The organism is Mucilaginibacter sp. (assembly GCF_028288185.1).
Lineage (GTDB): Bacteria > Bacteroidota > Bacteroidia > Sphingobacteriales > Sphingobacteriaceae > Mucilaginibacter.
In genome coordinates this window covers 130,078-142,823 of record NZ_JAQBOF010000037.1, presented here as the reverse complement: position 1 = coordinate 142,823, position 12,746 = coordinate 130,078, and the positions used below count along the sequence as shown (strand labels likewise).

The window sequence follows — 12,746 nt, the reverse complement described above, 5'->3', positions numbered from 1 at the left end:
GTTCCGTATTTTTTACGGATCATACTTCTGAAAACGTCTTCCAGCACGCTCATCATCGTTGGACGATCGATGTTTTTGAAATCTTTGAATTCCTGGAAAGAATCAATTAAATTAATATTGCTCATTTTCTTACTTAAATGATATTAAAACCTTTGTTTCTGTTATTTGCTTTATGGGGATAACGCTTTCAATTACGGCAGCCTTTTTCCCTTTTTCTTTTATTTTTTCTTCAATCATTACGGCATCTTCTGTAATTGCCGTTAATGTGCCTTCGCGTTTGGTGCCATCGGCCATTTTTATAGCCAGGTCGCGCCCAATGTTTTTGGTGTACTGCCTGGTCATGGTCAGCGGGAAATCAAGCCCCGGCGATGAAACCTCCAGGTTATAAGCTGTTTTTATAACATCCTCTTCTTCCAGCTTAAAACCTACGTAGCGGCTTATCTGCGCGCACTCGGCTATTCCAATTCCGTTATCACCATCAACCAGTATCATTAATTTTCCGTTAGGCAATAATTTAGCACTTACCAAAAACAGATCAGGCCGCTCTATTTCAGCGATCTTTTCTGCAACCAGTTCAACAACCCTTTTTTCAATATTCATATCCGCCTTCCTTTTCCGCTTTCCAATCCCGGTAATTATTGGGCCTAAACGGAATGATTGGTAAACTAAAAGAGGGGGCAAATGGCCCCCTCTTTATTAATTTGATGCAAATATAATGAAAAATATTAAAAGTTCAAGCGGTTATTGCTTAAAAATCAAATCGGTATAATGCAACCGCCCTTTGCTGGTTTTGCCCTGCACATAATCCCAGATACTTTTGTTATCCGCGTAGTTATAATAGCGTACAAAGTAGGGTTGGTGTTTAACAAAAGGCGTGTCGGGTGTAAATATCAACACACTATCTTTAAGTTGATAATGCCCTGGCTGTATAGGCTGATAATCCTTCATATCCGTATCAGCCGGCAGGCGAAAGATAGCAAACAAACTTTGCCAGCGGTTTGCTGTATCGCGATTAATATCATTCATAATAACCGGGTCAATGCCTGTTATTTTAAGTGATTGGCTATTATTTATCAAGCTGATATGTACCACTGTTGCGGGTGCTTCGTGCTTGCAGCCCCAACAAAATAATAACAAAATCCACGCGTAATTTTTCATTAATTACTTCTTTATTTTCCGTCTACTTTGCTTTCAGCGTCTGCTCAAATAGTTTATAAATACGTTTATACTCATCTGTCCAGCTACTGGGTTGTACAAAACCATGGTCCTCTACCGGGTACGATGCCAGTTCCCAATTGTCTTTATGTAACTCAATCAATTTCTGAGTAAGACGTATGATATCCTGGTAGTTTACGTTTTGGTCTATCATGCCATGCAGCATTAACAAGTTGCCTTTAAGCCCATCGGCAAAGTAAATAGGCGAGCTTATGCGATAAGCTTTTTCATCATAAAAAGGCTCATTTAAAATATTGTCAGTATAGCCATGATTATAATGCGCCCAATCTGTAACCGAGCGGATAGCGCCACCGGCGGCAAACACATCAGGCTGAGTAAACATCGCCATCAACGTCATAAAACCCCCGTATGATCCGCCGTACATGCCCACATGCTTAGGGTTAACACCATATTTGTCAACCAGCATTTTCACACCATCAACCTGGTCGGTCAAGTCTTTACCACCCATATGGCGATAGATCGCGGTGCGCCAGTCGCGGCCATAGCCTGCACTGCCCGAGTAGTCGATATCTAAAACGGTATAACCATTATCGGCCAGCATATTGTTAAACATATACTCGCGGAAATAATGGTCACTCCAGCCATAAGTTACATTTTGCAGGTAACCTGCGCCATGCACAAACACTACCGCCGGTTTTGCCGGGTCTGGTTTAGCAGGTAAAAACAGGTGAGCGTATACATCGTTGCCATCACGGTTTTTAAAGGTAATTAGCTGCGGATCGCGCCAAGAGTATGATTTAAATTCTTCGGTAAGCGAGTTGGTTACTTGTGTAGCTGTTGCACCCGGTTTATTGGCCTGGATATATAACTCGCCGGGTTTGTTGGCGTACGAGTAATTAACAGCCAACCACTTTTCATCAGGCGACATGGCAACTACGTTACCACCTTTCATGCCGGTTAACTTAACAGGCTCGCCGCCTGTAACGGGTATGTGGTAAAAATGTGTAATACCCGGATGCTCTATATTAGCAGTAAAGTAAAACGTTTTTTTATCTGCTGACAATTGTAGTGTTTGTACTTCCCATTTTCCATTGGTCAGTTGTTTTTTGGTGCCATCAATTACATCAACTAAATAGATATGCGCATAACCGCTAGCCTCGCTTTCATAATAAAAATGGGTATTGTCTGCCCATCCAAAATTAAAGGAGCCCGCGCCGCCTACCCAGGCATCGTTATGCTCACGATCAAGTGGTGATAGATTCCCGGTAGTTGGGTCAAGCTTCATGATCCAGCGGTCTTTATTGTCCTGCGCGCCTATAACAACAACGGCATATTTGCCATCCTCACTCCAATACGGTGCGCGAATGGTTACTTTTCTGTCCGCATTTAAGCGGGTGCGTAATGCCAGTTCTTTTGGGTAATCTTTTATATAATCAGGAATATCCTTTATGCCCGGAATTGCCGTAGTAGCTATTTTATAAACAGAATCCCGCTGTGTATCAAAAATATACGACTCGTAAGTTGTTTGCGTTGCACCAACTTTGGTACGGTTAGGTATATCCTCTGTAAAACCTGATGCAGTTACATAATTAGGCACATTAGTCCGTTTTGCATCAGTTGCGATCTTTGCCAGCGAGTAACTGATATAGCGGCCATCGGGGCTAAGCGCAACTCCAAATACAGACTGGTCGCCAACAGAAATTTCTTTTATCTTTTTCTGCTCAAACTGCTTTTGTTCTATCGAGTCCAGCTTACGGTCCTTGTCCTTTACTTTAATAATGTCGAATAACTCTAGTTGCTGGCTTTTTAACCAGCGCTCCTGCTCATTACCGGTTTGTACCTGTGAGGTACGTGCACCGCCTGCCGCTCCCTGGCCACCGCCACCACCACGCCTTCCTGCAAATTGCGGTGTTGCCGCAACCGGCGATGTGCCTGCGCCAGCAGCAGGATGTGTGAAATTGGTTAGTTGTACCAGTTCGCCGCTGTTTAGTTTAAATGAATATAAATTATCACCGCGGGTAAATAGTACTTTGGTTTCATCGCCGTTAAATATAGGATTGCCCTCTCTTTCGGTAGTGCTGGTTAGCTGTTGTATTTTGCCTGTTTTAAGTTCGAACAGGAAGATGTCACCATTTTTCTCATATAATTTTAGGGTATGCTTTTTGTTCCAGCCGCCGGCTGGCGCAAAACTGCGTTGGTCTGCAATACTTACTTTTACCGGTTTGGTATTGGTTGGCGTTATGGCAAATAGCTCATCACGATCTGTATTGTTGGGATTCCAGTTAAAATAAACGTTTTTGCTATCATCGCTCCAACGGATATTTGATGGCGCAACACCTATCCATTTGGGGTCGCGCATTATTTTTTCAATGGTAAGGGTCTCCAGCTTTTGGGCGAATGCTATCGAACAGATTGGTATTAGCAAAAAGGTAAAAAGTGCTTTCATTATCAGTTAATTGTTTAAACGCAATTTAGTAGTTTGTTGCGAATATTTAGCATAGCTCTTAGTTAAATGCGCGCCGTTGACTCACCCGGTCTTTGCTTCGCTCGACCACCCTCTCTTCGCCGTTGGCGGAAAGAGGGATATTGCTTTTTTAATTATTCCAACCCTCTTTCCGCGCAGCGAAGAGAGGGTCGACAAGCGTAGCGATGTCGGGGTGAGTAATCCGCCGCCATCCCCCAAATAAAACTATTATAAAACAAAAGAGATAAAGATTAAATTTATACCCTATGCTGCCACTACTAACCGCCCGACAGATCCGCGAAGCGGATGCCCATACAATAGCTAATGAGCCTATCAGTTCTGTTAATTTAATGGAGCGTGCTTCGCGGGCGTTTGTAGGCTGGTTCATTAATCATTTCCCCGATAAAAGTTTAACTATAGCCGTTTACTGCGGCACCGGCAATAATGGCGGCGATGGGTTAGCTATCGCCCGTATGTTGTACGATCATAAGTATTTTAATATTGATGTTAAGCTAGCGCGATTCTCTGAAAAATCTACCGATGATTTTAACACCAACCTTAACCGGATTAAGCAAATGGGCCTTGATCTGCGCGAGCTTAAACCCGAAGGCGCGTTTCAAACAGAAAAGAGTGAGATCATTATTGATGCCTTATTAGGCAGCGGCATAAACAAACCCCTTAGCGGCGATTATAAGCGATTGGCCGAGTATATTAATAATCTTGATAAAACAGTCGTGGCCGTTGATGTACCTACCGGGTTTTATATTGATGGGGAGATAGACACGGATGCCACCGTTATAAAAGCCAACTTGGTTATTGCTTTTCAACAACCTAAAATTAACTTTTTACTGCCCGAGTCCGCACCGCATATTAAATGCTGGGAGGTGGTAAATATTGGTATTGATGAGGGATTTATAACCTCGCTTAAATCGCCATACCAGTTTGTCGAGGAAAAGGATATTAAGCAATTGCTTAAACCACGTCACCACTTTAGTAATAAAGGAACCTACGGGCATGCATTGATAGTAGCGGGGCAAGCCAAAACAATGGGCGCTGCCTTGTTAAGCGCCGCTGGTTGTGCCTATGCCGGAGCAGGATTAACAACTACCTGCGTACCCGAAAGCGGACTAACCGCATTAAATGCCTACCTGCCCGAAATAATGGCGATAGTTAGAAAGGAAGATGAATTACCCGAAATTGAATGGGAGCAGTTTACTGCAATAGGTATTGGCCCGGGCTTAGGTAAAGATAAATCAGCTTTAAGATTAATTAACGAAGTTTTAGATAACTACAAAAAGCCGATAGTTATTGATGCGGACGCGCTTAACCTGCTGGCCGGTAATCCTGAGCTTTGGAAGAAGGTACCTGCAGGCAGCATATTAACCCCGCACATGAAAGAGTTCGACCGCCTGTTTGGTAAACATACCAACTGGTGGCAAAGGCTGCAAAGCTGTATGCAAATGGCTAAGCAGCATAATATATATATCGTTTTAAAAAATGATTATACATTGGTGGCTACGCCCGAAGGGAATGTTTATTTTAACCCGACCAGTAACCCTGCAATGGCTACAGGTGGTATGGGCGATGTGCTTACCGGGATAATAACCTCATTATTGGCGCAAAAATATACGCCCGAAGAGGCTTGTATTATAGGGACTTATATTCACGGAAAAGCTGGTGATGAATTAGCGCTACCTAACCGCATGAATGTGGTTTTACCTGGCCGGCTTACTCAACAATTGCCCATTACGATGGCAAAATTATTGGCATAAAAAAACGGATGCAAGTATTATACATCCGTTTTTTAATTTATTAACTTATTAACTGATCTTATAAAGAACTAATACTCTGGGTTTGTCTATAAGACGTTAAAGGGTATTGATTCGTTACAGTTTATTTGTTAAATTTTGTTAAATTCAATTAAAGGTTAACTGCGCCAGCAACCATCATTTTATCCATGGTTGGGTTAACACTGCCGCCTCTCGGCTCCAGAGTTACCGCAAACACTGTCGGCGAAGAAACAGATTTCATTTTTTTCATACTCACACTGTCGGCACTTGATCTGTCAAACACACCTAAATCGACAGGTTTGCCTGCTACTATTGCCCATAGTTGGTATTGATGTCCTTTATCATTTTCAGGCATATTTAAGGCCGTCATATCAATCATTACCTCCTTTTTTACCGGGCTCCAGGCAACAGTCATACCGCCTGATGGTAAATTTTTGGTGCCTTTTAGCTTTAAAACTTTGTAGGTTGTATCTCTGAAAACACCCAACGCTTCATTCATATAACTTACGGTTTTGCTGATACGTATGTTTTGAGTGCTCAAAGCAACCAATTGCCGGTTAGAGCTTTGTAATTTATTGTACACGTTTGATAGGGCAAACAAACTACCTATTAATAAGGCAATACTTGCCGCAAACGCGTATTTATAAAAGTCGGTTTGCCCAGTGGGCATTACAACTACATTATCGGCAGGTGCAGGTTTCTTGTTGAAAGTACTATCATCTGCTAAATTGGTAACCAGGCTATTTAAAATTTTGTTGCGTTGACTATCCGAAGGTTGTATTGCGTTAGCGAATACGTATGATTCCAGCGCCTTTTCCATCTCCTCTAATTCTGCCTTCACAACCAGGTGCTTTTGAATCATTGCTTCAACCTGCTTTTTTTCTGCAGGAGAGACATCCCCCAAAACATAAAGCTCTAAGATGCCTGATTCAATGAATGCTTTTACGTCTTCCACTTCGGCTATTAATTAAAATTTTTCCTGAGTTCAATTATTGCCATTCGTAACCGGGTTTTAATTGTTCCAAGCGGAATGCCTAACTCATCGGCAGCTTCGACATGGGTATAACCTTTAAAATATACCAGGTCAAGGATGGACTTTTGCTCGGGCTTAAGCTTTTGTACCAGCTCTTTGATGCCCATCAACTCAGGTTTGTATACTGTGTTTTTTTGTTCGTCAATGAAAGTTACGTTGTTTTCCAACTCTTGGTTTTTACTATGATTCTTAAAATCTTTCGATCTTAATTTATCTATAGACAGGTTGCGCGCTATGTTTACCATCCACGTAAATAAGCGGCCTTTATCAGCACTATAACTCGGGAAAGAGCGCCATATTTTTACAAAAGTTTCCTGTAAAACGTCTTCAGAAGTAGCTTCATCAATAACGATACGAACGATTACACCGTAAAGCGATGCCGAGTACATATCGTACAGCGCCTCCACGGCAACCTTCTCCCTATTCCTCAGGGCAAGCACCAGCTCTTCTTCTGAAAGTTTAATTTTCGTACTCAATATGGTGAAGATATAAAGGAATATTTATATTTCAAACAGGTGTTTTTCAGCATGATAGGATGAACGAACTAATGGTCCGCTTTCAACATACCTGAAACCCTTGTCTAACCCAATTTGTTTATAAAAAGCAAATTGGTCAGGATGTATCCAGTCAATCACCGGGTGATGGCTGCGTGTTGGCTGTAAATATTGCCCTAGTGTTAATATATGTACACCTGCTGCCAGTAAGTCATCCATTGCTTCTAAAACATCTTCTTCCCGCTCGCCCAAGCCCAGCATAATACCCGATTTTGTGCGTAAGCCCGATGCCGATATTTGCTTTAATGCTTCCAGGCTACGGTCATACTTAGCTTGTATACGCACCTCTTTTGTTAAGCGGCGTACGGTCTCTAAGTTATGAGATACTACTTCGGGACGGGTTTCCAGTACACGAGCCAAATTATCCCATTGTCCTCTAAAGTCTGGCAATAAAGTTTCTAAAGTAGTTTCAGGGCTTTCCCTACGGATGGCATTAATGGTTTCGGCCCAAATGATGGAGCCACCATCTTTAAGGTCATCACGATCAACCGAGGTTATTACGCAATGTTTTACCTGCATAAGTTTAACCGAATTAGCTACGCGGTTAGGCTCATCCGTATCAACAGCTAATGGCCTGCCGGTTGCTACCGCGCAAAATGAGCAAGAGCGGGTACAAATATTGCCTAGTATCATAAATGTAGCCGTACCGGCACCCCAGCACTCGCCCATATTGGGGCAATTGCCACTTTCGCAAATGGTGTGCAGCTTATGGGTATCAACCAAACTACGAACGTGGGCATACTCTTTCCCAACAGGAAGCTTTACCCTTAGCCAATCCGGCTTGCGTTGTGGTTGGTTAACAGGTACTACCGGCAAATCAATCATAAAGCAAAAGTAAGTAAAAAACCACCTAACCCCTAAAGGGGAAATGTTTTTATAAAATATATTACAGTTAATTGATATACGTAAGCTAATAAAGATCATAAATTTGTAAGAATATTAAATCCGAAATCGAACATCCGAAATCCGAAATAAAAATCATGGCAACTATACAAACAACGTACTTAGGCGGCTTACGTACCGAGGCTACTCACCTGCAATCAGGAACAAAAATTATTACTGACGCACCAACCGATAATAAAGGCAAGGGTGAAGCATTTTCGCCGACCGATCTGCTGGCCGAATCATTAGCCGGTTGTATGCTAACAACAATGGCTATTGCTGCTGATGCACATGGTATTGATATGGATAATACCAGCGCCGAGGTTACTAAAGTTATGGCTGCCAATCCGCGCCGCGTAGCCGAGGTGATCATCAGCCTTAAATTCCCTAATCAATATACCGAAAATGAAAAAAAACTACTAGAACATGCCGCGCTTAACTGCCCCGTAGCGGTAAGTTTGCATCCAGATGTTGTGAAGACGGTAGATTTTGGGTGGTAGAGTGGGTTAAATTATTTCTTTTAGTAAATCTCTAACCTTTTTATCAGTGATGCTTTCTTGCTCTGATTTGTCATAGATTGCCAAAAGATAAATCACTCCTTGAAGTTCATTAACAGAGATCACGTGTGTTATTACGCGTGCACCGCCGCTTTTACCTTTGTTTTTGCTAGCTATTGGAATCCTGATCTTGTAACATGAATTTCCAAGTGGGATTCCGGCTTTAGGATCATTATTAAGCAACTCTCTAAGTTTAAGCAGGTCCGACTTAAATGATCGATATTTTTTATTTAATACTTTAATGTCCTTTTCAAAACTAGGAATAGTTTTAATATTATAGTTCATTTAGCAGATCATCAAAGTTATTAGCGGTTGTGTTACCAGCTTTAATATCATTCAATTCGCTAACAGCAGTTTTTATTTTTTTTAATAAGGGATGATTATCGGCACTTACCTTTTTCACGCTAACCCCTAACTCTTTTAGGAGAATACGCACAGCTTTTTCTTTCTGTTCGGGTATAGTTATTTGTAAAACAGTCATTGCTTTTTTGTCTTTATACAAATATAGTTAAAGATTAGATAATTACTGATACAACCCATCACGACATAAGCGATAGGCCTAACTTTAATAATTAGTCTTTGACAACTAATCTTTACAAAATGATCTCTGACAAAGCCTCCTCTATCGATATCCCGCCATGCGATTGGTCAAGTATGCACTCGCCGTCTTTAATCAATAGTAGTTGTGGTGATTCATGATGCACCTGGAATAGTTGTACAATTTGGTTGGATATGTCGCGGTGTTGTATCAGGTCCAGGAAATATAGTGGCATGTTTTCGGGCAGATCTTCCCAATCTAATTCAAAGCGCCTTTTGGCCATCATACTGATGGAGCAACGCGTGCTATGTTTAAATATCAGGCTATAACCCTGTTGTTGTTTAATGTTATTAAGCTGTTCTGCCGATTGTAATTGTATCCACGCCATATTAGTGCAAAGATAAGAATGCTTATCTCCTTATAAGTAATTATAAAGTCAAACAAATATTTCTTTGGTGCAGATTTTGAAAAGAGTTTTGGATTAGCGGCGACCTCTTGGATAAGAGCTGTAAGCAGGGCAAAGTTTATTGGTGCATGAAGTAAGCATGCTACCCATTGTTAATGCCAGAAGAACTATATAAACGATTTTTCTCATGTTACTAATATCTATATTATATCTGTTATACGGAAATTAACGCTGTAAAGTTTTAGCAAGGTCGGCCATTTTAATGGCTGTTATTGCCGCTTCATCTCCTTTATTTCCGTGTTTTCCACCAGATCTATCAATAGCTTGCTGCTGATTATCGGTAGTTAATACACCAAATATAACAGGTTTTGAATACTTTATGGCAACATTGCTTAACCCATTTGCTACCGCGTTACAAATAAAATCAAAATGCCTTGTTTCTCCTTGTATAACGCAGCCTAAACAAATTATTGCATCAAGGCTGCTGTTTTTTAACAGCAAGTCTGCGCCCGATGTTAATTCAAAGCTACCCGGAACCGCATAGGTCTGTATATTATCAGCAACGGCGCCATTATCTAAAAGGCTTTTATAAGCGCCCTGGTATAAAGCGTTAGTGATCTCAGTATTCCACTCAGACACCACGATGCCAAAACTATATGGCGCTGCCGAAGGTATTGCTATCCCCGAAAAATCTGATAAGTTTTTTAGCTGTGTAGCCATGGGTGTGAGTTATTAAAGATTAGAGATTAAAGATTAGTTGCCTGGTGCTATTACTAATCTTTAATCTCCAATCACTAATCTTTATAATTTAGCATCAACCCGAGCAATATACTCGTCTATGTTTTGTGCTTCGCCGCTGGTTGGGTATTCGGTTTTTATTGATTTGTAAGCTTCGCGGGCATCTTTATTAGCATTTTGCGCTTCGTAAACCAAGCCTAATTTTTTTAAATAAAGTGGCGATAAAAAGTTATTGCTTGCTTTATCAATTGCTTTTTTAAAGTATGATGCAGCTTTGTCATAATCTTTCAACTCAACATAAGCATCGCCGGTGTTACCGTATGCTTCGGCTGCAACCATAACATCATCGCCTCTGTAGTTATTCAGGTTGTCAATAGCTTTACGGTATTCGCCTTTGTTTAAATAAGCAACGCCTAAATAAAAGCAAGCAAGGTTGGCAGCTTTGGTATTGCTGTATTCGGTAATTATTTTTTCAAATCCAGGGTAACCGGCATCGCCTTTAATAGCTTTGTCCCAATCCTTTTTTGCCCAAAAATCTTGCGCTACGTGCATTTGATCGGTAGCTTTACTTTCTCTGGGCGCTAAATATAATTTTTGGTATAAAACATATACCAATATCATGGCAACTATAGCCGAAGCTATAAATACTAAGCTTTTTTGATTCTCGCGTGTAAATTTACTAACCCGTGCAAAGTTGTCGTCTTTTAGTTGCAAAGTGGTATTCTCCTGGTTTTTTGACATTTCTATTCTAAATTAAAGTTTGCAAAACTACATTTTTTAAAAAGTTTTAGCAACAGTTTTTATTTTAATAAATAAGGATGTTTTTTTTAATCGCTGATAAGCTAAAAAAGCAGTGCGGTAATTGCTAAATTTGATGCATCCTTATGTATCTAAAACAGCTGTCAGTTATTAACTTTAAGAACTATGAAGAAGCCGAGCTATCCTTTAGCGAAGGTGTAAACGCGTTCCTGGGTAATAACGGTGCCGGCAAAACAAATTTGCTGGATGCTATTCATTACCTGTCATTATGCAAAAGCTATTTTAACCCTATAGATAGCCAGCAAATAAAACAGGGGACAGATTTTTTTATCATCACCGGTACATTTAATAAAAACGACCAGAACGAAGCGGTTGCCTGTTCGGTAAAGCGCAATCAAAAAAAACAGTTTAAACGTAATAAGAAGGATTACCAGCGCCTGGCCGATCATATAGGTTTACTGCCTCTGGTAATGGTATCACCTTATGATATCAGTATTATTATAGAAGGTAGTGAAGAGCGGCGCAAGTTTATTGATAACGTAATTTCGCAAACAGATAACTCCTATTTGGATGAACTGATAACCTATAACAAAGTGTTGATAAACCGTAACGCGCTTTTAAAACAAATTGCCGATACCAGACGGTATGACCCCAATTTGCTGGAGGTAATGGACGAACAGTTAATTACATCGGGTGCGCGTATATTTGAAAAACGCCGTGCCTTTATGGAAACTTTTACCGCTATATTTAATAAGCATTACCAGTTTTTAAGCGATAACGCCGAGCAGGTAGAGCTGATATACGAGTCGCAGTTATTGCATGATAACTTTGCATCGCTATTAAAAAAGAGTTTAGAAAAAGACCGTGTTTTAGAACGCACTACAGCCGGCATACATAAAGATGAGCTGCAATTTGCGATACACGGCATGTCCATGAAAAAATTTGGATCGCAAGGACAGCAAAAATCTTTTTTAATAGCATTGAAGTTAGCGCAGTATAGCTTCCTTGATCAGCAAAAGGGTTTTAAGCCGTTATTACTGCTTGATGATATTTTTGATAAATTAGATGATCTGCGGGTAACCAAGCTAATGCAGATGGTATCAAACAATGATTTTGGGCAGGTATTTATTACCGATACCGACAGTGCCCGGGTAAGCAACATATTTGATAGTATGAATATACCTATCCGTATATTTAAAGTAAAGGAGGGCGAAATAAATGCGCAGAACTAACGACAAATCGCTTAAAGAAGCTATTGAGCAGATGATGCAGGTTTATAAAATTAAACGCAAGTTTGATGAGACAGGCATAATTGCGCAATGGCCCGAGCTTGTAGGCAAATCAGTAGCTAACCGTACTAAGGAACTATTTATACATGATAAGAAATTATTTTTACGTATTGAATCATCCGTAATAAAAAACGAACTGATGCAAATGCGCATGCAAATAATGGAGAAGATAAATAATGAAGCTAAGAGTATATTAGTTGAAGAGATTATCTTTCTCTAGCCCAACGCATGGTTGGCTTTTTATATAAATCATCACGGATAATGGAGTATGCAACCAAAGTAATACCCGGCGTTAAAAACGCAAGCTGTACTTCGGGCGGGTGATGAATAAAAAATAGGGCGTGAACCAAAACCACTACAACTATAACAAGCGCATAAAGCAATAATTTTAGTAATGGTTTCATCTTTTTATGTTTAGTGCCTGTAGTAAATAGGGCAACTACTGTGCCAAACTTATGAGGCATTATAATGTAAATCTATTAATTAAATAATTAGGTTACAAGCATATATGAAAAAAAGTTTCTAAAAGCACTCGAAAAATGAAGCTTTTAGAAACTCTT

Annotated in this window: 17 protein-coding genes; 4 read left to right on the top strand and 13 right to left on the bottom strand. The window is 40.4% G+C overall.

Annotated elements, in window-relative coordinates:
* The 4 genes from JWQ34_RS17380 to JWQ34_RS17365 all read right to left on the bottom strand — a co-directional run.
* Positions 1-125 (bottom strand): NusA N-terminal domain-containing protein (locus tag JWQ34_RS17380; protein ID WP_367278648.1); only part of this gene is annotated, 125 nt, incomplete at its 3' end.
* A gap of 4 nt (positions 126-129) precedes the next feature.
* On the bottom strand, positions 130-600 hold the full coding sequence (rimP, locus tag JWQ34_RS17375; RefSeq protein ID WP_299359396.1) for a ribosome assembly cofactor RimP: 471 nt from the start codon (positions 598-600) through the stop codon (positions 130-132).
* A gap of 141 nt (positions 601-741) precedes the next feature.
* A complete protein-coding gene (locus tag JWQ34_RS17370) occupies positions 742-1,158 on the bottom strand; it encodes a hypothetical protein (RefSeq protein ID WP_299359394.1) in 417 nt (138 codons plus the stop codon).
* Positions 1,159-1,180: 22 nt separating this feature from the next.
* Entirely contained in the window at positions 1,181-3,622 is a 2,442-nt protein-coding gene (locus JWQ34_RS17365) for a prolyl oligopeptidase family serine peptidase (RefSeq protein WP_299359392.1), read from the bottom strand.
* Positions 3,623-3,906: 284 nt separating this feature from the next.
* On the opposite strand from JWQ34_RS17365, the gene JWQ34_RS17360 reads away from it, so the two are divergent.
* Complete coding sequence (locus JWQ34_RS17360) at positions 3,907-5,412, top strand: NAD(P)H-hydrate dehydratase (RefSeq protein WP_299359390.1); 1,506 nt, start codon at positions 3,907-3,909, stop codon at positions 5,410-5,412.
* Between the two features lie 148 nt (positions 5,413-5,560).
* Here JWQ34_RS17360 and JWQ34_RS17355 read toward each other — a convergent pair whose 3' ends face one another.
* The 3 genes from JWQ34_RS17355 to lipA are packed head-to-tail and all read right to left on the bottom strand — an operon-like array spanning position 5,561 to position 7,842.
* Positions 5,561-6,385, bottom strand: coding sequence for an anti-sigma factor (locus JWQ34_RS17355; RefSeq protein ID WP_299359388.1), 825 nt, complete (start codon positions 6,383-6,385; stop codon positions 5,561-5,563).
* A gap of 8 nt (positions 6,386-6,393) precedes the next feature.
* A complete protein-coding gene (locus JWQ34_RS17350) occupies positions 6,394-6,939 on the bottom strand; it encodes a sigma-70 family RNA polymerase sigma factor (protein WP_299359386.1) in 546 nt (181 codons plus the stop codon).
* A 24-nt stretch (positions 6,940-6,963) separates the two neighbouring features.
* Positions 6,964-7,842 carry a lipoyl synthase gene (gene lipA, locus JWQ34_RS17345; protein ID WP_299359384.1) on the bottom strand — a complete coding sequence of 293 codons (879 nt, stop codon included), beginning with the start codon at positions 7,840-7,842 and terminating at the stop codon, positions 6,964-6,966.
* A 155-nt stretch (positions 7,843-7,997) separates the two neighbouring features.
* Here lipA and JWQ34_RS17340 point away from each other — a divergent pair, with 155 nt between their 5' ends.
* Entirely contained in the window at positions 7,998-8,399 is a 402-nt protein-coding gene (locus JWQ34_RS17340; protein WP_299359382.1) for an OsmC family protein, read from the top strand.
* A 6-nt stretch (positions 8,400-8,405) separates the two neighbouring features.
* On the opposite strand, the gene JWQ34_RS17335 is transcribed toward JWQ34_RS17340, so the two are convergent.
* The 5 genes from JWQ34_RS17335 to JWQ34_RS17315 form a co-directional block, all read right to left on the bottom strand.
* A complete protein-coding gene (locus tag JWQ34_RS17335; RefSeq protein WP_299359380.1) occupies positions 8,406-8,741 on the bottom strand; it encodes a hypothetical protein in 336 nt (111 codons plus the stop codon).
* Positions 8,731-8,937 carry a hypothetical protein gene (locus JWQ34_RS17330; protein ID WP_299359378.1) on the bottom strand — a complete coding sequence of 69 codons (207 nt, stop codon included), beginning with the start codon at positions 8,935-8,937 and terminating at the stop codon, positions 8,731-8,733. The genes JWQ34_RS17335 and JWQ34_RS17330 overlap by 11 nt, the downstream gene beginning before the upstream one ends.
* A 112-nt stretch (positions 8,938-9,049) precedes the next feature.
* Positions 9,050-9,382: a bacillithiol system redox-active protein YtxJ gene (ytxJ, locus tag JWQ34_RS17325; RefSeq protein WP_299359376.1), complete on the bottom strand. Its 333-nt coding sequence runs from the start codon at positions 9,380-9,382 to the stop codon at positions 9,050-9,052.
* A 243-nt stretch (positions 9,383-9,625) separates the two neighbouring features.
* A complete protein-coding gene (ribH, locus tag JWQ34_RS17320; RefSeq protein ID WP_299359374.1) occupies positions 9,626-10,120 on the bottom strand; it encodes a 6,7-dimethyl-8-ribityllumazine synthase in 495 nt (164 codons plus the stop codon).
* Between the two features lie 81 nt (positions 10,121-10,201).
* Entirely contained in the window at positions 10,202-10,879 is a 678-nt protein-coding gene (locus JWQ34_RS17315) for a tetratricopeptide repeat protein (protein ID WP_299359372.1), read from the bottom strand.
* 143 nt (positions 10,880-11,022) lie between these two features.
* Between JWQ34_RS17315 and JWQ34_RS17310 the strand changes: the two genes are divergently transcribed.
* A complete protein-coding gene (locus JWQ34_RS17310) occupies positions 11,023-12,129 on the top strand; it encodes a DNA replication/repair protein RecF (protein ID WP_299359370.1) in 1,107 nt (368 codons plus the stop codon).
* Entirely contained in the window at positions 12,116-12,406 is a 291-nt protein-coding gene (locus tag JWQ34_RS17305; protein WP_299359368.1) for a DUF721 domain-containing protein, read from the top strand. Before JWQ34_RS17310 ends, JWQ34_RS17305 begins: the two co-directional genes overlap by 14 nt.
* Here JWQ34_RS17305 and JWQ34_RS17300 read toward each other — a convergent pair.
* Positions 12,393-12,590, bottom strand: coding sequence for a hypothetical protein (locus JWQ34_RS17300; protein ID WP_299359367.1), 198 nt, complete (start codon positions 12,588-12,590; stop codon positions 12,393-12,395). The two genes, JWQ34_RS17305 and JWQ34_RS17300, sit on opposite strands and share 14 nt — an antisense overlap.
* Between the last annotated feature and the right edge of the window lie 156 nt (positions 12,591-12,746).